This is a genomic window from Thermococcus atlanticus (assembly GCF_054657855.1).
In genome coordinates this window covers 836,918-857,971 of record NZ_BAAHXX010000001.1, presented here as the reverse complement: position 1 = coordinate 857,971, position 21,054 = coordinate 836,918, and the positions used below count along the sequence as shown (strand labels likewise).

The window sequence follows — 21,054 nt, the reverse complement described above, 5'->3', positions numbered from 1 at the left end:
GGCATTATACTAAACGCCCCAAAGAGTTCACTACCCCCAACAGATTTTTAGGATAGGGCGGCTTTCGAGGGACGGAAAACCCATTCAAGCTTTAAAACTCGCATACCGGAGACTGCTCACCCGCTCAAAGATAATCCTTGAGGCATATATTAAAGAACAGGAAACAAGAACCCAAACTCGCCTGCCGGACTCATGAAACAGCCCTTTTAATGTTTATTTGTGTTCATGGAAATTGGATATAATATATCTTATATCCAATTTAACTGCACAAAAAAGAACACCAAACGAGAGGGAAACAGTGAAGTACAAAAGTCACGTGTGCCGGAGCGTAGCTGAGAACATCGAGCTGGATGGAAACCTCCTCACCCTACTAATCCTGCCCAACTCAGCTTGGACTCCTGCGTGAGCAGGGAATGGGATGGCGGGGATTAACACCACTGTAAATCGTAATCAATTTTTGGTTCATGAAAGCCGGATCTCATGGCGAACTTATGGATTTTTATGGATTTCAGGGCAACATGCATGTGATGCGAAGTGCCGGTCACCTCTCCCAATATCAGAACATTGTTTCAATATTACATTTTAAAATAGTCAAAAAATGGAAAAAAGTAATATTTTTTATAGTAATTTATCATATTTGTTATCATAACCAAATATAAAATTTTATTTAAAATAAGAATTAACACATGATTCAATGTGTTAATTATTACTATTTATAAAAGTTAAAATTCACCGAAAATTTTGAGAGTCAGTGGGCACTGCAAGACCAGAATACGAAAAAGAATTTTAGGGACATAGAATAAAAGATAAGAGCCTCACAACACTTCTTTCCGCTCATTCTCCTCTATCCAGGCGATTACGTTTTCAACTATCTGGGGTGCCAGCCCTATGTAGTTCTCCGGCTTCAGACTTTCGAAGTCCCCTTCATTCAAAAACCTTCTGACATCGCTGTTCTCCCTGGCTACCTCTATCAGGTCCCTCTTTTCCTTAAAGGCTTCCATGGCCAGCTGTCTGACAAGTTCATGGGCCTCCTGCCTCCCCATGCCCCTCTCCGTGAGCCTGAGCATTAGAGGTTCCGCCATGATGAGATTGTTAGTCATGTAGAGGTTGCGCTTAATATTCTCCGGGAAGAAGTCAAGGCCGCTGAGGACTTTTTTCATGTTTTTGAGCATTTCGTCGAGGAGGACAAAGCTCTCGGGAAGGATAACCCTCTCCACGGAGGAGTTTGTCAGATCGCGCTCGTGCCACAGGGGATTGTTTAACAGGGCGGGCATGACGTTTGAGTAGAGAACCCTGGCGAGGCCGCATATCTTCTCCGTCCTTATGGGGTTCCTCTTGTGGGGCATCGTTGATGAGCCCACCTGCTTCTTTCCAAAGGGTTCGCCAATCTCCAGAATCTCCGTCCTCTGGAGGTTCCTTATTTCAAGGCCAATTTTGTCGAGCGTTGATGCTATTAAAGCCAGGATTGCCATCAACTCCGCATAAACATCCCTCTGGATGAGCTGGTTGCTGATTCTCGCGGGCCTCAGGCCGAGGTCCTCCATTACAAGGCGCTGTATTTCAAGGCCTTTCTCTCCAAAGCTTGCCATCGTCCCAACGGCGCCGCTCATCTGGCCGACGAGGATTCTATTTTTGGCCTCTTCAATCCTCTCTATATGTCTTTGAATCTCATCGAGCCATATGGCGAACTTCATGCCGTAGGTTGTGGGGACGGCATGCTGCCCGTGGGTTCTCCCGATGCAGACGGTGTACTTGTGTTCCCCTGCGAGGTTCTTGAGAATCGAGCGTATTTCCCTTAAATCTTTGAGTATGATTTCGAGGGACTCCTTTATGAGCAAGGCGTTTGCGGTATCAATTATGTCGTTGGAAGTTGCCCCGAGGTGGACGTACTTTCCGTGCTCCCCGCAGACCTCAGTTAGCGCTTTAACGACGGCCATTATGTCGTGGTGGATTTCATTTTCTATCTCCTTAACGCGCTCAACCTTTACATACCTGGTGCTGGCTTTTTCGCTTATTACCCTTGCACTCTCCTCCGGAATATTCCCCACCCTCGCATGTGCCCTGGCTAAAGCCGCCTCAACGTCGAGGAGCTTTTGGAGCTTATTCTCCTCGTCCCATATACGCCTCATTTCTTCACTACCGTAGCGGTAATCTATGGGGTGAACCGCCATGATATCACCATGTAAATGATAATCCCCCTGCTTAAAGCTTTTTGCTTTGACAGGTAAATGCACTACTCGTCCACATTTGGGATGGTTTGGCAGGAAAGCGATACTTTTTTAAAGCCTAAAATTCATACCATAATCTGAAATGAAGCGCTCAGTAACGCTCAAACTCCAACCCTTGAAGGAACAGGAGAGAATCCTCTTCCAGTTGGCTGAATTAGGAGCAAAAGTCTGGAATAGGGTAAACTTCCTCAGGCGACAACAATACTTCCGGGAGCAAATCGTGGACTTCAATAAAACCGAGAAAATCGTTTATAAGGAATTCAAAAGAGAAATCGGCTCCGCAACAGTCCAGCAAATCTGCCGGAAGAACGCCGAAAGCTGGCGGAGCTTCTTTGCCCTCCTCCGGAAGAAGCGGAATGGTGAACTTCCCTCTTGGCTTAAGCCAAAACCACCAAACTACCTAAAAGAAGACGGGAGGAGGAAGTTCTTAATCATTCTCAGAAACGACCAGTACAAGATTGACGGCAACAAACTAATTCTAAAAGGTCTTGGCAAGTTCAAACGCCTGGAAATCCAGTTTAAGGGCAGAATACACTTGAAAGGCAAGCAGGGAAGGTTAGAAATCACTTACAACCCGGTAAAGCGGAAATGGTATGCTCACATGAGCCTTACGGCAGAGGAAAAACTCGAAGGGGAGGAGTGGGTTAAACTTCCGAGAACCCCAAAAGGAAGTCTTTCTGCTGGAATTGACCTTGGAGTAAACAACCTGATGGCCGTTTATGTTGAAAACAGGGAAAGCCTTCTCGTGAATGGAAGGCCGTTAAAGAGCATTGCCTTCTACTGGCAAAAGAGGATTGCCGATTATCAGTCCAAAATAAACAAGAGTGGAGCTAAAAGGAGCAGGAAGCTTAAAAGAATGCACGATAAAGCAAAACTTCAGGCGAGGCATTACATTAATACTGCCGTAAGGCAGACGGTTAGAAAACTCTACGAGCTCGGAGTTTCTAAGATTGTTGTCGGCCATCCGAAGGGAATAGCAAGGAACTCTGATAAGGGCAAAAAGCAGAATTTTCTGCTTTCCCGCGTGTGGCGGTTTAATTACGTTATCAAACGCCTCAAGGAAGTGGCGGAAGAGTATGGTATTAGCGTTGTGGTTGTTGGAGAGGCTTTTACCTCCAAGCTTTGCCCCGTTTGCGGGAAGCCCCACAAAGGGGCTCGCTTCGTTCGTGGATTATTTAAGTGTCCCGCAACGGGGCTTATTTTTAATGCTGATTTGGTAGGAGCATTCAACATTTTGAAAAGAGCTGTCGAAACCATAACCCCGAACTTGGGCGGGCTTTATGCTCAAGGGAGGGGTAACTGGCCGAAGGCCCGGCCGGAGGGGTCGAAAACCCACTTTTTAGTGGGTCTAAATGAAACCCCTCAAACCTCCCCTGTTGAAACCCTCAAAGGGGAGGGGGTCAGCGAAAAGTATTTAACCTAGTTTCCTGAGAATGTTACGACAAAATTCCGGAGGTGCCAAAGATGGCAGAGGAGCATGTTGTCTACATAGGAAAGAAGCCTGTTATGAACTATGTCCTCGCCGTGATAACACAGTTCAACGAGGGCGCTAAGGAAGTTAGCGTCAAGGCCAGAGGAAGGGCCATTAGCAGAGCCGTTGATGTTGCAGAGATCGTCAGGAACAGATTCCTCCCAGAGGTCAGGGTCAAGGAGATCAAGATCGGCACAGAGGAGCTCCCAACAGCCGACGGCAGAACAGCTAACACCTCAACAATTGAGATCATCATGGAGAAGCCATGAGTTTAGCTTTTCTTTCCTTTTCATCACTTTACACTACAACCCGTTCTGGAGTGATAGAAAAGTTAATATCCCCTTCACTCAAACCTTTTCTGGTGGGAGCTTTTTGAAGTTTGAGACAATACATGCCAGTGATGATAAAGCCAGGGAGCTTGCTCAGATTCTGCTGAATGACAAAGCCCTTGCCATCCTTCAGCTTCTTCAGGATGAGGAACTTTCAATCAGCGAAATCGCCTCAAGGCTGAATATGCCCATTTCCACAGTTTCGTACCATATAGACAAGATGAGCAGGGTTGGCCTCGTTGAGATCGCCGGGAAGAAGTATGGAAAGCGGCTGCAGGAGGTCAAACTCTACAGGGCATCCCCGAAGCCAATTCTTCTCCTGCCCGGAAAACCGCAGGCCAGAAAGAAGTTCCTCCGGACATTTGAAAAGATTCAGGTCATAAGCCTGACCGTGGCGGGTCTTATAGCCCTCGGCGTGTATAAACTCACGAGCCGCATCGTGAAACCTGCAGTTGCGGCAGTCAATAACACCATGGCCCCTGAAACATCGTCAAATGCATCAAAACTGTTTGTCATGACAAAGAGTGCAGCAAATACCACCACAACTTCAGCCCATCCCGTGGAGGTTCCTTCCCATCCATACCTTCCATACATAGCCGCCTTTGGAGCCTTCATCGCGGTCTTTCTGCTGCTCGGTTACTACTTCAACAGACGAAAGCCATAATGTTATCCACATACCCATGAATCCCAAAACATTTTTAAGTTCTCTCCCAAATCCTCCATTGACAGGAGGGATATCAATGGTTCCAAGAGTTACTGTGGGGCAAGTGGTAAAGAGGAAGGCCGTTATCGTGCATCCGGGGGATACCATCCATAAAGTGGCAAGGATTCTGGCAAAAAACAAGGTGGGCAGTGCTGTTGTTGTTGAAAATGACGAGGTTGTTGGGATAATAACGGACAGGGACATACTGAACAAGGTCGTCGCAAAAGAGAGGGATCCGAAGAGCGTCAGGGTCGCCGAGGTTATGACGGAGAACCCGATAACAATTGAGGACGACTATGAGGTTCAGGACGCAATCGATAAAATGATGGACAAGGGAATAAGGAGGCTTCTGGTCACGAGGCTCGGAAGACCGATAGGGTTTGTGACCGCGGCGGATCTGCTGGCAGCCCTTAACACGTACAACACGGAAGAACCCGAGGAGGAGCCCGAGACAGAGGTCTACGGTATCTGCGAGCTCTGCGGGCAGTACGGGCCGCTCTACAGGGTTATACATGAAGGGGCCGAGAGATGGGTCTGTGAAAACTGCAAGGACCTCATAAGCGGGCAGTGATTTTGTTCCATGTTATTTACCCTTCTTCAGGTTAGATATCCCCTTCAATGCCCTTGAAAGTATTTCCGTGATCTCTTTCTGAACCGCCTCCCTGTTCCCATGGCTCAGCGTGTATATCCTGCCCCTCCCCCGGAATTCATCCACCCATTTTCTGTGCAGCACCGCCAGCAGGGGTTTTCCGCTGTTTACTGCTTCCTCAACGGCGTTTTTGAACTCCCTGCTTTTAAACTCCATTGCTCCGATTTCGTCTATGACTACCAGATCCGCCTCCCCTATTGCCCGCCTTATAGCCCCAACACCGACCTTCTCAAGGTCATGGAGATTAACAGCATACCTGCCCACCCTCAGATGCCCCTCTCCCACCCATGCCAGAATCCCTTCCTCCCCTGTGTCCAGTGCCTCGATTTTAAATCCCACCCTTTTTCCCCTTTCCCTCACTTCCCGGGTTACCATCCCGCCGATCCTGTATCCCCTCTTCTTCAGCTCTTCAACCGTCCCAAGGATGAGTGTTGTTTTACCGGCTCCCGGCTTGCCCGTGATGAAGATTCTCATAACATCATGCTGTTGCCGGACAACCGTACGCTCAAAAACTGCCTGTTCATCGTCAGGATTAAGATTACTGTTAAAATCGTTTAACCTTACCAACCCGAACCACCAATTGAATTTTTAAACTCTAGGGATAAAGCCTTTAGGGTGGTGCTCATGAAGTACAGACCTGAAGACCTCACCAGGCTTCCGAGGAGCGTTGAGTACAGGGAGCAAAGGGTTTACCTGATTGACCAGAGGCTGATTCCCCGGGAGTTTAAGATCATCGGACTGAAAACAGTGGAGGAAGTTGCACGGGCGATAAAGACGATGCAGGTGCGCGGTGCCCCTGCCATTGGGGCAGCTGCAGCTTTCGGGCTGGCCCTGTATGCTGAAACCTCCGGGGCAGGGAGCAGGGAGGAATTCTTTGACGGGTTTTACAGAGCATACGAAACCCTGAAAAACACCCGTCCAACAGCGGTCAACCTCTTCTGGGCTCTCAGCAGGATCAAAAGGCTTGTGGAGGAGAACCTTGAGAGTCCCATCGATGAGATTAGGAAACTCATCGTCGCCGAAGCCCGAAAAATAGCAGACGAGGATGTTGAGGCAAATCTGAGGATGGGGCACATCGGAGCTGAAATCCTGCCGGAAGGGAATGTCCTCACCCACTGCAACGCTGGCAGTTTGGCAACAGTTCATCTCGGAACCGTGGGCGCGGTTCTGAGGGTCATACACAGGGAAGGAAAGCTCAGGCTTCTCTGGGTGGACGAAACGAGACCGGTTCTCCAGGGGGCCCGTCTGAGTGCATGGGAGTATCACTATGATGGAATTCCGCTGAAGTTAATAGCCGACAACATGGCCGGCTTTGTGATGCAACAGGGGATGGTTGATGCCATAATAGTTGGAGCGGACAGGATTGTAGCGAACGGCGATTTTGCAAACAAAATCGGGACATACACCCTGGCTGTCCTCGCAAAGGAGCATGGAATTCCATTCTTCACTGTCGCACCGCTGTCGACGATAGACATGAGCCTGAAGAGCGGGAAGGAGATACCGATTGAAGAGCGCAGCGAGGAGGAGGTTCTGACGTGCGGCGGATGCAGAATTGCGCCGGAGGTTGACGTCTACAACCCGGCCTTCGACGTTACGCCGCACAAGTATCTGACGGGAATAATAACTGAGAGAGGCGTTGTTTACCCGCCATTTGAGAGGAACCTGAAGAGGCTTTTCAGGGAAGAACCGTAAGGTTCTCTTTCAATTTTCCATTGGGGACAATGCCCATGCCCTCAGCTGAGAGGTTTTTAGAAACCGGTAAGACGTTTTTCTTTATTTCCACCAAAGTGCCTTCCTCATCCTGCCCCTCCGTCCTCAACAGCTTCCTCCACAAAGATCCCCCGAATCTCACCTGCCTTATCCTCGATGGAGGGCAGGAGGAGGCTCAGGAGCTCAAGGGGCTCAAGGCAGGAACACTCAACGGAGTACTCTAAGTGGCCATCCGGAAGCTCGACCCTGAGCTCAATGCGCTCTCCCTCTTTCCCAGCCGTAAAAGGGAACGAGCCATTGATTCCGATTATCCTCCCTTTGATGAGCATCGGATTATATAACCGGCCCGCCGGATTAAAGACTTTCCCAACCCTGAGGTTTTCAACCCGTGGTTCAGGCCTCCGAGAGTATTAAAAAGGTGAGGGCATAAGGGAATCCGGTGATGATGATGCAGGCTTTTTGTTTGAAAACCAGGATATTTCTGGGGGAAGGCAGCCTGACCAGACTCAGGAAAATTGCCACAGGTTACGACAGGGTTCTTATTCTTGCATCGAGGTCTGTGGAGAGGGAAGGCTTTCTGGAGGAAGCCAAAAGGTATATAGGCGAAGCAGGGGCTGAGGTGGAGAGCATAGTGGGAGTTTCAGCGGAGCCATCATACGAATATGTCGAGGAAATTCTCCCGAGGGCCAGGGAGTTTGAGCCGGAGCTCATAGTCGCCGTAGGAGGGGGAAGCGTCATAGACGTCGCAAAGGCCGTCAAGGTTTTCTATGATTCACCCGGGACAACTTTTGAGGAGATAGCATTTATTTCCCGCTTCCAGAGGCCGAAACCAATTCCAAAGCTGAAAACACCCCTTGTAGCGGTCCCATCAACCAGCGGAGCCGGAAGTGAGGTTTCAGGAGCGAGCGTTCTTAAAATGGACGGGGTCAAATACAACCTCGTTTCTCCTGAGATAGCGCCTGATTTTGCGATTCTTGATCCAAGGTTGCCCCTGACAATGCCCCCGAAAATTGCACGGAACTCCGGGCTGGATGTTCTCGTTCATGCAATTGAGGCTTATGTCAGCAGGGCGGCGAGTCCTTTCAGCGATGCAATGGCTGTTGGAGCAGCCAAAACGGTATTCGAATGGCTCCCAGAGTCCGTTAAGGGGAATGAAGAAGCGCGGGAGAAGATGCACTACGCCGCAACAATGGCGGGAATAGCTTTCCTCAATGGTCGCCTGGGCCTCTGCCATGCCATGAGCCACAAGGCAGCATGGATAGCCCCTCACGGTCTGCTTAATGCCATTTTAAACCTCCATGTTATGGAGTTCAACATGAAGGAAGAGAGAGCAAGGCTCCGCTACCGGGAGCTGGCCAAAGGGCTTGGGATGAAAGATGAGGAGGAACTCCTCGCCAGAGTCAGGGAGCTGAACGAGAAGCTTGGAGTCCCAAAGCTTAGGGAGCTCGTTGACGAGGAGACCTTCATGACAAAGCTGGACGAGATGGCCGAAAAAGCACACCACGATGGGCTCATCGCTTTCAACCCGGTTGAACCAACGCCTGAGGAAATAAGGGAGGTGTACCTGAAAGCGTTTTACGAGGGGTGAAAACCCCCAGAGGTGAACCCAATAGTGCCAAGGTGGGAAAGAGTCAGCCCACCGTGATTTCTTTCTCTCCTCCATTTTCCACCTCCCGTATCTTGCCGCCTTTCATAACCTCGACTATGGCAAGGCTCAGAAGGGCGAGGAAAATGTATATCCCTGCCGAAGCTCCAAAGAGCACCTCGTATGCTTTTGAGGTCGGAATTTTTATTGCCATCGGAACCCCGGGAATGTGAAGCAGAGTGTAGTAGGTGCTCATGACTGTGCCCGCTATAGCCGGCCCCCACGTTGAGCCGAAGTTTCGAAACAGGCTGTTTGAACCCGTTGCAACTCCCATAACCCTCGGTGGAACCGAAAAGACAAGCACGTTGATCAGGGAGATGTTTATGAGCGTTATCCCGGCACCGATAAAGGTTACCACCCCCACGAAGTGCCAGAGCGAAAGCTGGGTCGCATACTTTGACAGGAAAGCCAGCCCGGAGCTTGCTACAAGAGCCCCCGTTACAGCGAGGGGTTTTGCCCCGATTTTCGGCATCAGCTTTCCGGCAAGGGGCGCTATGACCAGCATTACCCCGGCCATTGGAGTCATCAGCAGACCGCTCTGGAGTATGGTCTTTCCAAAACCGTAGGGGGGCTTCATCTGGAATATGTAGGTGTTTGCCTGGCTCATCATGGATATTCCGAATGCAGCGAACATTATGCCGATGTTGACTATAGCGGGATTTCTGGCGGAGATTATACCGAGCGGGAGGAGAGGGTTCTCGGTTCTCTTCTCCCACAGAACCAGCAGAACCATGCCGATAATTGCTGTTCCGAACAGTATGAGGGTTTCCCTTGCAGTCCATCCAACGTTTGGCGCCCTCGTCACCGCCACCAGCGCCGGAACAACGGCCACAATGAGCAGAGCCACCCCCGGCCAGTCGAGCTTTCCGGGGTTTACATAGCGGCTCTCGCGGAGGATTTTCCAGGCAAGGATGAACATGATGACCGCAAATGGGGCGGCCGAATGATATGTCCACCTCCACCCCCAGTGCTGGGTAACGTATGCCCCCAGGGGCAGGGCAATGACCATCCCAACCCCGAACATGGCGCTTATCATCCCCTGAACCTCGGGCACCATCTCGGGCGGAAACTCCTCACGCACGAGGCTGAAGGCTAAGGGAAACACCGCCATCCCAACCCCCTGAATCCCCCTCGATACGAGGAGCCACTCATAGCCCGGTGCAAAGCCGTTGAGAATCACGCCGAGAGTGTAGAATCCCAAAGCCACCAAGAACATCTTCTTTTTCCCATACATATCGCCAAGCTTCCCCATTATCGCCGCGCTGACCGTTCCAACGAGCAGATAGATTGTGAGTATCCAGCTGACGTCGTTGGGGTTTATGGCAAACTCCTTCTGAATCGTGGGCAGAGCGGGAGTCAACATGGCCTCAGTATACATGACGAGTAACGGCAGGATGACCACCACGAGCATGGCCTTCCTTGCGTATTTGAGGTCGTACTCTTCCATTGCTATCACCAGACATATCGACAGATATATAGTTTATAAGTTTAACGGTTCAGACTGGATGCTTTTAGGCAATGCCTCAGGGCCGGATTTATAAAGGGTTAAACACAACTACCATCATGCATCCCCTCCTGAAGAAGGCGATAAAGGAAAGATTCCCACTCAATGAACTTCAGCAGAAGGCCTTTCGCGAGATCAGCTCCGGGAAGAGCGTCCTGATTATAGCCCCAACAGGCTCCGGAAAAACGGAAGCTGCACTTATGCCCGTCTTCAACGCCATTCTGAAGAACAATCTAAAGCCCCTCTCGGCCCTCTACATAGCCCCCCTCAAGGCGCTGAACAGAGACCTGCTCGACAGACTCCTCTGGTGGGGTGAGAGGCTCGGTCTGAGCGTTGAAGTGAGACACGGCGACACCTCAGCTTACAGGAAGGCAAAGCAGGTGAAGAACCCTCCCCATCTGCTGATAATAACCCCCGAGACCCTGGGCGTAATTCTGACGATGAAGTCTTTCAGAAAAGCCCTGAGCAACCTGAAGTTTGTAATCGTGGATGAGATAGCGGAGCTGGCCAGCAACAAGCGCGGTGCCCAGCTAACCCTGGCCCTTGAAAGGCTTTCAGGGATTGCCGAGTTTCAGAGAATAGGGATGACAGCCACCCTTGGAAATGAGGAGGAGATAAGGGAGTGGCTGAAGGCTGAGGCCATAGTAAAGCCCGGATGGAGGAAGGAATACCGCATTCATGTCCTGTACCCCCGGGCAGACGAAAAAGACTCGGAGCTTGCAGGGAGGCTCAACCTGCCGCTGGATGTTGCAACAAGGCTCAGAATCCTCTGGAATATCATTGAAGAGCATGGAAAAGCTCTTATCTTCACAAATACGAGGCAGTTTGCAGAGATTTTAGCACACAGGCTGAAGGCATGGGGCAAACCCGTTGAAGTTCATCACGGGAGCCTCTCAAAGGAAGCGAGACTTCAGGCCGAGAAGGCACTGAAGGAGGGGAAAATCAGGGCTCTTATCTGCACATCCTCGATGGAGCTTGGCATAGACATCGGGGATGTGGATGTTGTGATCCAGTACATGAGTCCGAGGCAGGTGAACAGGCTCGTCCAGAGAATAGGAAGGGGAGGGCACAGGCTCGGCGAGGTGAGCGAGGGATATGTAATAGCCTCAAACGTCGAGGACTACCTCCAGAGCCTGGTCATAGCAAAGCATGCCCTAGATGGGAAGCTTGAAGCTGTTAAGCCCTATGAGAATGCCCTCGACGTTCTGGCGCATTTTATTGTTGGGCTGCTCATTGAAAGGAGGAGGCTTCCAAAGGAGGAGCCCTTTGAGATCGCCAGGAGAGCCTATCCATACAGGAATCTGAGCTGGGAAGATTACGGGGCCGTTCTCAAACTCCTGATGGATGCGAGGCTGATCGGCTACGATGAGGAGAGGGAACTGCTCTACCTGAGGAGGGGCGCATACCAGTATTACTACGAGAACCTCTCCACGATTCCGGACGAGATTTCTTACAGGGTTCTTGATGTTAAGAGCGGGCACATAATCGGACGCCTTGATGAAAGCTTTGTCATGGATCTTGAGGAGGGGATGGAGTTCGTAATGCACGGCCGGAGCTGGATTCTCCTCAAGGTGGATGAAGATGCGGGGATTTTAATGGTAAGGGAGAGCAAAAGCCTAGAAAGCGCGATACCGAGCTGGGAAGGGGAGATGATACCCGTTCCCTTCGCCGTTGCCTCCGGGGTCGGAAGGCTGAAAAGGGAGCTGGTCTTTGATTTTGAGCGCGGGAAAGCACTACTGGAGGGAGTTATTTTTAGAGAGGAGGAGCTGAGAAGGGCGGTTGATGAAATAAGGGACGAGGTCTTCTCAACGGATAAGGACATAGTTGTCGAGAGCACACCAAAAGCCCTGCTTGTCCATGGCGACTTCGGCAATCGGGCAAATGAAGCCCTCGGGCGGTTTATATACTCCTTCCTGAGAATGCACTATGGAAACGTCTTCGCCATAAGGAGCCAGGCACATGCCGTTGTCTTCAAAACACCCTTCCAGCTGAACCCAGAGGAGGTAAAAGGTTATCTCTTCCAGGAACCCGATGCTATGGAGTTTATACTGACAAAAGCCATGCGGGAGAGCACGGTCTATAAATGGAGGATGAGGAACGTTGCCAGACGCTCCGGGGCGCTGAGGAGGGATGCAAAGATCAGACGCATAGAGAGGCTCTTTGAGGGCACGGTTGTGGAAAAGGAAACCCTGAACGAGCTTTTCCATGATAAGCTCGATGTAAAGACCGCTGAATACATCCTGAAGGAGATAAAAAACGGCTTCCTGCGCGTAAAGACGGTTCTGAGGAAGGAGCCATCAAAGCTCGCCAGAATCAACATGAGCGTTGGCGGCGAGTTTCTCCTTGGAGGAGAGCTTGAGAAGGATGAAATCCTCGAACTCTTCAGGAGAAGGATACTGGATACGGAGGTCGTCTTGGTCTGCACAAACTGCGGCTGGGTGAGCAGGACAAAGGTGGGCCGCCTGAAGGAGAGGGTGAGATTTCTCAAATGTCCGAGGTGCGGATCAATAATGATTGCAGCGGCGCATCCGATTGATGCTGAGGAGTTTCTCAAGGCCCTCAGGAAGCTGAAGCGTGGGGAAAAGCTTGAGCCGAAGGAGGAGCGCGCCTACAGAAAGCTCATAAAGGCCAGCGATTTAATCCAGAGCTATGGATTTGATGGCATTTTGGCCCTAGCCAGCTACGGAACGGGGCCTGACAGCGCGGCAAGAATTCTGGCGCAGTACAGGGGAGAAGCCCTGCTCGCGGCCCTCATGGAGCAGGAAAAGAGATTCATAAGGACGAGGAGGTTCTGGGTGGATAAGAGGGAGAGGGAAGATTCCGGAGAGGAACCATGATAATTGGACAAAGAGAGCTGAGTTTAAGCTCCGAATTTCTTTATTCTCTCGACGTCTCCCCTCTGGATCAGCCTTAACAGCTTGACCGCGTGGAAGAGAGCTTGGGCGTTGGTTTCGTCCTCAATGAAACGGTCTATGAGCTTCAAAAGCTCCTCCTCAGCCTTTTTCATGGCCTTCTCCGAGAAGTCCGAGAACTCAAGGGCTTTAGCTATCGCCATGACCTCGGGAGGAACTTCAGAATCCATCAATACCGGCGATGGTTTCTTTTCCACCTCCTTCCCGCTGATCTCCGCCAGGAACTGTCTAAACTCTTCAAGTTCTGGCTCAATGTCGATGCCGTTTCTCTTGAGGATGTATAGTGGATCGTCCGTTTTTTCTGCTAGTGCCTGATAGAGTGCGTCGAGTTTCTCTTCAGATACATCTCCTGTTAGTTTATCCACTATTTTCGATGCTTTTTGGATAGCGGTTATTATTTTTTCTTTATCTTCGTCCTTTACAGGAATTCCTCTTTCTCTTGCTGCTGATATTATTTCATCTGCTACTTTTTCGGGATTTTGCTTCATTTCACTGTACTTTACTCCACCGAGCACTAGTGAATCAAATGCGTCGCCCACTGCATGTCCGACATGTTTTGACGTACTCTTGGCAATGTGGGAGAGTGTGAGTGCAAGGAATGGATGGAGAAGCATTGTGCGTAGATCTTCTGGGTGCTTTTGCTTTGCGTTTTTATCGTAGAAGTCATGGGTTTTCACGCTCCTTATATATATAGGGTTCACCTGTGTCATCCATATGCTTTACAGCCTCTAGCACCTTATGGATTCTCTTCTCGTCCTGTTCGGGATCCACACGTGTGAGCAGCTTTGGGATGTTTCTCGTACCAAATACTATAAGGAATTCGATTTTTCGTACCTGTTCCCGAGTCAGCCCGTACTTTCTTGCGAATTTTGCGTATATATCTTCTTCCTCTTTCTTCTTTCCCCCGAATATGAACATCCCGGCCAAAGGCAAAAGCGACAAATCCACCACCACCTAAACCTCCTCGCGAGGGGAAATAAGCCTTTCCCCACCGAGGAGCCACTTGGAGAGCGGGACGAGCTCAATGTTGCCCTTCATCCCGTAGAGCGAGACCTCAACGGTTCCCTCATCTTCGAGGGTTATCACCTTTAGGTTTTTGCAGTTGAGCTTCCTTGATGCATGGAGCAAAGCTAAAAACTCCCTCCTCCTTGTCCTCTCATCATCGAGCCTCAGGCTCACCTGAATCAGCTCCTTAACCCTTCCGTTCTCAGAAACGACGAAGTCCACCTCTCTACCGGCTTCGTCTTTCCAGTATGTAACTTCCACTCTGGGCTTCGTCGAGTACCTCCTGAGAAGTTCAAGGAAGACCGCGTTTTCCGCATCTCTCGCCGTGTCCTTCTCGCCGAAGAGAGCCAGACCCGTATCTATGAGGTATAGCTTTCTCGGAGAGACAATCCTCCCCTTCGGAGAGCGCCCCTGTCTCCTTACGAGAAAGAGGGCAAATGCCTCCTCAAGGTAGGCGAAGTAGTTGGCTATCGTCCTCTTGGTGAGCTTTAGCCTGCCCTTGAAGAGTCTGTAGAGCGAATCAAAGGAGACGTACTTTGAATAAGCCCTTAGGGAGAAGTAGAGAAGCTCGTTGAGGAGATAAACGTTCTTAACCCGGTGCCTCTCAAGGACGTCCTTCTTTATGAGAACGTCGATGTAGTCCTTCAGAATAAGTCCCCTAACGTCTTCCGGAGCGAGGGCTATTTCTGGATAAGCCCCGAAGTGAAGGTACTCCTCTAAGAGACCGTTTATCTTCGCCATGTTTCTGTAGAACTCCCTTCCCCCGTGCTCGACCCCATTAAAACGCAGAAACTCCCGGAAGGACAGGGGAAACAGGGTGTACGTCAAAGCCCTCCCCCGTAGGTGGGTGGCCACTTCCCTGGAGAGGAGCTTTGAGGAGGAACCGGTTACGTAGACGGTGTAACCTTCGTCGAGCAGATAGCGGACGATTCTCTCCCAGTCGGGAACGGCCTGAACCTCGTCGAGCATAATGGTGGGCCGCTTTACCTCTGGATAAAGCTCGTGGTAAGCGTCAAGGACGTCTATGAAGTCCCTGGGCGTCATCGGGTGAAAAACCGGGTGCTCGAAATCAACGTAGAGGTACCTCTCCGGAGCGTTTCCATCGATGAGGGAAAAGAGGTAGTAGGTCTTGCCCGCCCTTCGCGGGCCGATTATGACCGTTGCCCTGCCGGGGAGGGTTTTGACCCTTAGCTCCCTCGGGATTACTCCGGTGAAGTACCTTTCGTGTAACTCCAGGATGTACCGTTTGACGAGGGTCTTATCCGGCATATATGAAATTTAGGGTTCCAATATTTTAAGTTTTTGGTACCTTAACTGTTTCTTCTCAGGAACTTTTCTGCCTCGCCAAGCGTCCTTCTCTCAGAAGGTGAGCTGTCCAGAGGTAAATGCCAAGGGTTTCGAGGTCGCCTCTCTCGGCGAGTTCCTTCCCCTCAGCTAAAAGGTCTTCAACGGCCTTCTCAACGGCCCTCTCAGAGTAGCCGCTATACTTGAGTCCGTTAAGGACTCCAAGGAGCTTCCAGGCTTCGAGTTTGACGTTCTCGGGCACCCTAGACTTTATGAGTTCTCCCTTCACCGCTTTCTTGGTTGAGGAGGGCTTCTTCTTTCTTCCCTTTGTTGCAGCTTTTGGTTTCTTCCCTGTCACTTCCGCAATTGCATTCCTCAGCTCTTCGAGTTCCTCTGTGATATCTATACCTGCAGCCTTCAGCGTTCGAACAGGGTCGCGGGTATCTGGCGAGAATGCTTCCTCCATCGCCCGCAGGTGCTTGATATTGTGATCCTTTGGCCACATCTTGTTTATGAGCTTTACAGTGTATGGGATGACTTCTTTTATTGCTTTCTGCGTGGATCTTGCGACTGTCGGTCCAATTATCTCTCGTTCCTGCAGTTTTTTTACGACGAGTTTTGCGAATTCCGACGGGTTCTTCTCAATATCTTCCACGGTTTTTCCCTGCTTGACGAGGTATTCGTATATCGCATCGCCTATTGCCCATCCAATATCCTCGTGCTCCTTGCCAGTATGGTTTGCTATAAGCACCGCCAGCGCACCGTGCAGTATGTTATATCCGCGGGATTTTGGGTCTCTCCCGATGTATCTACGATACTCGTGATCCCTGACGGCGCGCGCTGCCCAGAGATCGCCGGTTTCATCCACGTCAAGGGTTTTTTACCCTTTTCAGGTCCCCCTCTGGGTCCATCCTTCTGACGAATTCAATGTACCCATTATATGCTATGTGCGCACCGTTCAATGCTTCTATAACCTCCAATGGCAGGCCGTGCTTCTCCGCGAGTTCCCGAAACACTTCTTTCCAGCTCTTCTTTTTCTTCTTTCCCCCGAATATGAACATCCCGGCCAAAGGCAGAAGTGACATGACACCACCCAAGGAACTACAGCGCTGGAGGAGATAAACGTTTCTATGTAACCGCGGTGTAGCAACCCCCCCACCAGTTACTGGTAGCCCCCTACCTGAAGGCGTGTTCCACCAGCGGGTCGGGGATGAAGTAGCCCTCGATGGTCTTTTCCAGGTAGCCGTAGCGGACGAGGTTGTTTAGGATGTTGGAGAAGTTCTTGTCGTCTATCCTCTTCCCCTCGAGGAGCTCGACGGCCTCCTTTATCTCCTTCCAGCGGTGCCTTCCGTTTGCCACAGCTCTCATGGCAAGCTCGTAGCGATGGGAGAGCTTTTTCAAGGCCGAGAATTCTGCAAGGATTAGTCTTCTCGCGTCCTCCTTAAGTCTGTTCAGGGCCTCCCTGTGGGACATTCCGAGGTAGCGGTTGTAGCCGTAGAGGGTCAGCCAGCCAACTATTCCGTCGAGCTCGCCGACGGCCTCCTCTATCTCCTCCTCCGTGACGTCCAGCCTCACCTCCTCAAAGCCTCTCCTGAGGAAATCCCTGCTCTGCCTTCCCTCAAACCTTTTCAGCCTGACCTCCCTGTGAGCCCTTCCAAAGAGGGCAGATTCAGGGTCATGGAGGCCCAAAAAGTCCTCAAGCAGGCCAATCTCCGAGCCCGTGAGGATGAAGCCCACGTTCTGGAGCTCGTCAATTGCCCACGCGATAAGCTCAGGATAGCGCGAATTCGAAAACCTCATGTACTGGGTTTCATCTATGGCTATTACGAATCGCTCCCCTAAAGAATCTATGCGCTCAAGTATTGCGTGAATGCTCACGCTCCTATCCACGCTAAGCTCGACTCCAAAGCCGCCAATGCGAACCCCTCTGAGGGATTTCAATGCCTCTTTAGCGCGTTCCTTCGTGGAGCCCCTGAGGTAACCCTCAAGTATGAGCTTTCCGATGGCTTCCTTTGGAACACCACCAAACTCGGAGTAGACCTTTCTTGCATCTATCTTGACACTCCTGAACGGGAGCTCGTTTAGTGCAACGTTCAGAAGGGAGCTCTTGCCGAGACGCCTGATTCCAAGGAGTACAACGAGTGGAAGGCCCTTCTCTATTGAGTTTTCAATCAGGGAAAGCTCCTCCTCGCGGTCGTACAGCTCCTCTCTCCTCGTTTTCGGTTTGGGATTGAACAACATGGCCCCCACCAGTAACTGGTGGGGGGGTCTTGCTTAAAAACCTTGGCTCAAAAAGGGAAGAAGAAAAGCTCACTCGCCCTTCCCGTAAATCTCGTTTAGTGCCTTCAAAAACTCACTCGCGGTAACGACGTCCCTCACGTCGATGTGCTCGTTCTTCGTGTGCGATATGTCGAGGTTGCCCGGCCCGAAGACTATCGTTCTCGTCCCGTTGTACATGAAGTTTATCGCATCGGTCCAGCTCCTCATCCCGCCGAACTCGTCTATGTCGGTAACTTCCATCGCTTTTTTAGCGAGCTGGACGATTTCCTCGTCCGGTTCGAGCTCATAGCCATCCCATATCTCCGTGTATTCATACCTGATGGTGTACTCCTCAAAGATTGGCTCCATGAGGTCGAGTATGTCCTCAACCTCCTGCTCAGGCAACAGGCGGGCCTCCACACGCCCTTTGCAGAGTGCCGGAATCAGGTAGTATGGGTTTTCGCAGACCAGCTCCTGAAGGCCGATGTGGGCGTCGAAGTACCTGCCCCTGGCATTGAAGGGTTCGAGCTTCTTGAATTCCTCCAGCATCCTGAAGGTCTGGTCTATCGCATTTATCCCGCTCTCGGGACAGGCACCGTGGGCCTCTTTGCCGTCAACTTCAAAGTAGGCCTCAATGTTGCCGGCGTGGGCTATGTGCACCTCAAGGTCGGTCGGCTCCAGAACGACGGCCATCTTTGGCTTGTAGCGCTCCATGAAGAGGGCTGAACCCCTTCCGCCGTGCTCCTCGTCGCTGACGAAAACTATGCCGACGTTTAGGTCTTTCCCTTCCCTGCGGAGATTCTCAAGCATGAGAAGTATAGCTGCCGCTCCTCCCTTGATGTCGCTCGCACCGGTTCCATAGACGATGTTGCCCCTCACGAAGGGCTCGACACGCATGGGGATCGTGTCCACATGAACCTCATAGAAAAGGTCTGCATCCGGGTTGACGACCAGGTCTATTATCTGGCCGTCGCTCTCTATGTGGACGTCGTAGTTCAGCTTGTGGAGAAACTCCATGATGTGAAGCATAATCCGGTCTTCCTGCCCGGAAGGAGAGGGTATCTTCAGAAGCCGGAGGAGTATCTCCTTCGCTCTCTCGGTTTTCATTTGGGTCACCTGATTAAAATCCGCGGTTGAATTTATAAACATCCCTGTGTAACTTATCCGGGGCGATGAAGAGATTCATCCCTCCTGACGTTATGATGAGGCGGTCCTCCCTTGAGCCCGTGAGGTGATTGCCGTGATACCGGTGGAGATTCCGCCAAACACTGTAACGCTCAAAGGCATCAGCTGGGACAGCAACATCTACCTGGTTAGGGATGGAAATGAAGCCCTCATAATAGACACAGGAACAGGAACATACTGGAACCGCTATGTTGAGGTGTGGGAGGGTGAGGGGTACCTCAGAGAAATAAAAAGGGCTGTAATCTTCAGCACCCACGAACATTTTGACCACGTTGGGGGGAACCCGGCTTTCAAGCGCTGGCTTGAGGGAAAAGGGATTGAGGTTCTCTTTGCGGCCCATGAGACCACCGCCAGAGTTCTTGAGAGGGGAGACGACTACATCATCCTCTCATACGCCTATGGAAGGAAGTTCGAGCCGCAGGAGATAGATATAAAGCTTGGAGATGGAGACACCCTGAGGATAGGAAACCTGAGGCTTGAACTCATCCACACCCCCGGCCACACCGCAGGAAGCTCGTGCCTCTACCTTGACGGCGAGGTTAGGCTCATGTTCACGGGGGACACGGTATTCAGAGGAACGGTGGGCAGAACCGACCTCCCTACGGGCAGCGAATGGAAACTTCAGGAATCTCTTGAGAAACTCATGGAGTTTGATGTTGACTTCGGCCTTCCCGGGCACGGCTGGGCCATCAAGGAGTGGAAGGATAACATCAGCGGCATTCTGGGGTGGCTCTGATGCGGAAGGGCTCGGTCAAGGAAGTGCTGGCCAAGATAAAGTATGACCCCAGGGAGAGGGAGGAAGACTACCACATTATAATCGCGCACCGGGGGGCTTACGGCGACGTCAAGAAAATCCCCGTCGGCATGATTGAGCTTGGCCGCGGCTACTTCTTTGTGGGAGAAGCCCAGATTCCCTACCATCGCATTCTTAGGGTTGTAAGAAGGGACGGGAAAGTTATCTGGAAGAAGAGGGGCTAAGAAACCAGCAGGTGACAGCATTTTATTCACTATAAGTAACTATGTTGAAGGGCAGAAAAGCTTTTCTATTGCGGGCATCTTTAACATGAACATGATAGACGCTCACGCCCATTTTGAGTTCTACAGGAAAAACGCCGGGGATGTCATTGAGGAATGCATGGGGGAGCTTAAAGCCGTCATAGACTCCATAACGGAGTACAGAAAGAACCATGTCTGGAAGAGCTGGGAGCTTTTAAAGCCCTACTTCGGCTTCATCTTCCCGACCCTCGGCTACCATCCAAACGAAGCGAGACGGGGAAACTGGGAGAAAGTGAGAAAGGTCGAGGACTTCATACGGGAGCACAGGGATGATATCGTGGCCGTTGGCGAGGTGGGCCTGGATTATCACTACGCTGAAAATGAAAGACAGAGGGAAAACCAGCGGAAAATTTTCGAGCACTTCCTCGAACTGGCTCTTGAACTCAAAAAGCCCGTGGTCATTCATGCCAGAGAGTCCGAAAGGGAGGCCTTTGAGATCGTTCAGCGCTACGGCATAAACGCTTATTTTCACGCTTTTTCCGGAAGTAAAGGGCTGGCTGTTGAGATAGCGGAAAACGGACACTACATCGGAATAAGCACCGGCATCCTCTTCATTCCGGAGGTTAAAGCCGCGGCAGAGGTTCTGGACGCTGAGGCAGTTTTAGCTGAGACAGATTCGCCATACATGAGCCCGTTCAAGGGCAGGAGAAACAAACCATGCTACGTGAAGCTTGCAGTTGAGGAGATAGCAAAGCTTAAAGAGCTGAGCTTTGAAGAGGTTGAGATGATAACAGAGAGAAATGCCATTGAATTTTTCAATCTGAAGCTGAAGAGGGGGTGATAGCATGGATGTACTGGAGGAGCTGAAAACCCTGTGCATAGAGCTCGGAGAGGAAGGCTTAATCCCGAGGATAGAATCGTTCGTGAACCTTAACCGGGAGCTGGAGTCCAAAAAGGGCAAAGAGTTCGTTGATGCCGCAATACTCGGCTTTGCCGAGGGGATTCTGACGACGCTCAGGCTCAGGCATCCCGGAGATGGGAGGGTTGAAAAGCTGCTTGAGAGGGTGAGCACCCGGAGGAAGGAGCTTGACATGATGTTCAGGAAACCAAAACCGCCGATTTTTGAAGGATCGTAAATTAAAGTTCGACTTCCGAACTTCGGGGGAATAAACAG

General features: G+C 51.0%; 22 protein-coding genes. 11 read left to right on the top strand and 11 right to left on the bottom strand.

What is annotated here, in order from left to right; genetic code table 11:
* Nucleotides 1–815 precede the first annotated feature (815 nt).
* On the bottom strand, nt 816–2,171 hold the full coding sequence (purB, locus tag ACYQ27_RS04515; RefSeq protein ID WP_456452303.1) for an adenylosuccinate lyase: 1,356 nt from the start codon (nt 2,169–2,171) through the stop codon (nt 816–818).
* Nucleotides 2,172–2,310: 139 nt separating this feature from the next.
* On the opposite strand from purB, the gene ACYQ27_RS04510 reads away from it, so the two are divergent.
* The 4 genes from ACYQ27_RS04510 (at nt 2,311) to ACYQ27_RS04495 (ending at nt 5,302) form a co-directional block, all read left to right on the top strand.
* Nucleotides 2,311–3,651, top strand: a complete 1,341-nt coding sequence (locus tag ACYQ27_RS04510) for an RNA-guided endonuclease InsQ/TnpB family protein (protein WP_460041088.1) — start codon at nt 2,311–2,313, stop codon at nt 3,649–3,651.
* Between the two features lie 41 nt (nt 3,652–3,692).
* The gene (gene albA, locus ACYQ27_RS04505; RefSeq protein WP_456395342.1) at nt 3,693–3,968 is read left to right on the top strand and encodes a DNA-binding protein Alba; all 276 of its coding nucleotides are present in this window, start codon (nt 3,693–3,695) and stop codon (nt 3,966–3,968) included.
* A 103-nt stretch (nt 3,969–4,071) separates the two neighbouring features.
* Nucleotides 4,072–4,692, top strand: coding sequence for an ArsR/SmtB family transcription factor (locus ACYQ27_RS04500; RefSeq protein ID WP_460041087.1), 621 nt, complete (start codon nt 4,072–4,074; stop codon nt 4,690–4,692).
* A gap of 76 nt (nt 4,693–4,768) precedes the next feature.
* Nucleotides 4,769–5,302, top strand: coding sequence for a CBS domain-containing protein (locus ACYQ27_RS04495; RefSeq protein WP_456395328.1), 534 nt, complete (start codon nt 4,769–4,771; stop codon nt 5,300–5,302).
* Between the two features lie 12 nt (nt 5,303–5,314).
* Here the strand turns inward: ACYQ27_RS04495 and ACYQ27_RS04490 are convergent, their stop codons facing one another.
* The gene (locus ACYQ27_RS04490) at nt 5,315–5,947 is read right to left on the bottom strand and encodes an NTPase (RefSeq protein WP_456453275.1); all 633 of its coding nucleotides are present in this window, start codon (nt 5,945–5,947) and stop codon (nt 5,315–5,317) included.
* Nucleotides 5,948–5,998: 51 nt separating this feature from the next.
* Between ACYQ27_RS04490 and mtnA the strand changes: the two genes are divergently transcribed.
* Nucleotides 5,999–7,072, top strand: a complete 1,074-nt coding sequence (gene mtnA, locus ACYQ27_RS04485) for an S-methyl-5-thioribose-1-phosphate isomerase (protein WP_460041796.1) — start codon at nt 5,999–6,001, stop codon at nt 7,070–7,072.
* Between the two features lie 104 nt (nt 7,073–7,176).
* On the opposite strand, the gene ACYQ27_RS04480 is transcribed toward mtnA, so the two are convergent.
* A complete protein-coding gene (locus ACYQ27_RS04480) occupies nt 7,177–7,419 on the bottom strand; it encodes a hypothetical protein (RefSeq protein WP_460041086.1) in 243 nt (80 codons plus the stop codon).
* A 119-nt stretch (nt 7,420–7,538) separates the two neighbouring features.
* On the opposite strand from ACYQ27_RS04480, the gene ACYQ27_RS04475 reads away from it, so the two are divergent.
* The gene (locus ACYQ27_RS04475) at nt 7,539–8,678 is read left to right on the top strand and encodes an iron-containing alcohol dehydrogenase (RefSeq protein ID WP_460041795.1); all 1,140 of its coding nucleotides are present in this window, start codon (nt 7,539–7,541) and stop codon (nt 8,676–8,678) included.
* A gap of 43 nt (nt 8,679–8,721) precedes the next feature.
* Here the strand turns inward: ACYQ27_RS04475 and ACYQ27_RS04470 are convergent, their stop codons facing one another.
* A complete protein-coding gene (locus ACYQ27_RS04470) occupies nt 8,722–10,182 on the bottom strand; it encodes an MFS transporter (protein ID WP_460041794.1) in 1,461 nt (486 codons plus the stop codon).
* Nucleotides 10,183–10,298: 116 nt separating this feature from the next.
* Here ACYQ27_RS04470 and ACYQ27_RS04465 point away from each other — a divergent pair, with 116 nt between their 5' ends.
* Nucleotides 10,299–13,076: a DEAD/DEAH box helicase gene (locus ACYQ27_RS04465; protein ID WP_460041085.1), complete on the top strand. Its 2,778-nt coding sequence runs from the start codon at nt 10,299–10,301 to the stop codon at nt 13,074–13,076.
* A 23-nt stretch (nt 13,077–13,099) separates the two neighbouring features.
* Here ACYQ27_RS04465 and ACYQ27_RS04460 read toward each other — a convergent pair whose 3' ends face one another.
* From ACYQ27_RS04460 to ACYQ27_RS04430, 7 genes are all read right to left on the bottom strand, one after another.
* The gene (locus ACYQ27_RS04460) at nt 13,100–13,861 is read right to left on the bottom strand and encodes a hypothetical protein (RefSeq protein ID WP_460041084.1); all 762 of its coding nucleotides are present in this window, start codon (nt 13,859–13,861) and stop codon (nt 13,100–13,102) included.
* Nucleotides 13,815–14,102 (bottom strand): hypothetical protein, encoded by a 288-nt coding sequence (locus ACYQ27_RS04455; RefSeq protein ID WP_460041083.1) that lies wholly within the window; start codon nt 14,100–14,102, stop codon nt 13,815–13,817. The genes ACYQ27_RS04460 and ACYQ27_RS04455 overlap by 47 nt, the downstream gene beginning before the upstream one ends.
* A gap of 3 nt (nt 14,103–14,105) precedes the next feature.
* A complete protein-coding gene (locus ACYQ27_RS04450; RefSeq protein ID WP_460041082.1) occupies nt 14,106–15,425 on the bottom strand; it encodes an ATP-binding protein in 1,320 nt (439 codons plus the stop codon).
* A 55-nt stretch (nt 15,426–15,480) separates the two neighbouring features.
* The gene (locus ACYQ27_RS04445; protein WP_460041081.1) at nt 15,481–16,308 is read right to left on the bottom strand and encodes a hypothetical protein; all 828 of its coding nucleotides are present in this window, start codon (nt 16,306–16,308) and stop codon (nt 15,481–15,483) included.
* 1 nt (nt 16,309) lies between these two features.
* Complete coding sequence (locus ACYQ27_RS04440; RefSeq protein WP_460041080.1) at nt 16,310–16,537, bottom strand: hypothetical protein; 228 nt, start codon at nt 16,535–16,537, stop codon at nt 16,310–16,312.
* A gap of 79 nt (nt 16,538–16,616) precedes the next feature.
* A complete protein-coding gene (locus ACYQ27_RS04435; protein ID WP_460041793.1) occupies nt 16,617–17,681 on the bottom strand; it encodes an AAA family ATPase in 1,065 nt (354 codons plus the stop codon).
* A 69-nt stretch (nt 17,682–17,750) separates the two neighbouring features.
* Nucleotides 17,751–18,806 carry a M20/M25/M40 family metallo-hydrolase gene (locus ACYQ27_RS04430; protein ID WP_460041079.1) on the bottom strand — a complete coding sequence of 352 codons (1,056 nt, stop codon included), beginning with the start codon at nt 18,804–18,806 and terminating at the stop codon, nt 17,751–17,753.
* A gap of 133 nt (nt 18,807–18,939) precedes the next feature.
* On the opposite strand from ACYQ27_RS04430, the gene ACYQ27_RS04425 reads away from it, so the two are divergent.
* The 4 genes from ACYQ27_RS04425 (at nt 18,940) to ACYQ27_RS04410 (ending at nt 21,016) form a co-directional block, all read left to right on the top strand.
* A complete protein-coding gene (locus tag ACYQ27_RS04425) occupies nt 18,940–19,620 on the top strand; it encodes an MBL fold metallo-hydrolase (protein ID WP_456453719.1) in 681 nt (226 codons plus the stop codon).
* Nucleotides 19,620–19,862 carry a DUF504 domain-containing protein gene (locus ACYQ27_RS04420; RefSeq protein WP_456395359.1) on the top strand — a complete coding sequence of 81 codons (243 nt, stop codon included), beginning with the start codon at nt 19,620–19,622 and terminating at the stop codon, nt 19,860–19,862. Before ACYQ27_RS04425 ends, ACYQ27_RS04420 begins: the two co-directional genes overlap by 1 nt.
* A 91-nt stretch (nt 19,863–19,953) precedes the next feature.
* Nucleotides 19,954–20,721, top strand: coding sequence for a YchF/TatD family DNA exonuclease (locus tag ACYQ27_RS04415; RefSeq protein ID WP_456453716.1), 768 nt, complete (start codon nt 19,954–19,956; stop codon nt 20,719–20,721).
* A 4-nt stretch (nt 20,722–20,725) separates the two neighbouring features.
* On the top strand, nt 20,726–21,016 hold the full coding sequence (locus ACYQ27_RS04410; RefSeq protein WP_460041078.1) for a DUF3216 domain-containing protein: 291 nt from the start codon (nt 20,726–20,728) through the stop codon (nt 21,014–21,016).
* Nucleotides 21,017–21,054: the final 38 nt, after the last annotated feature.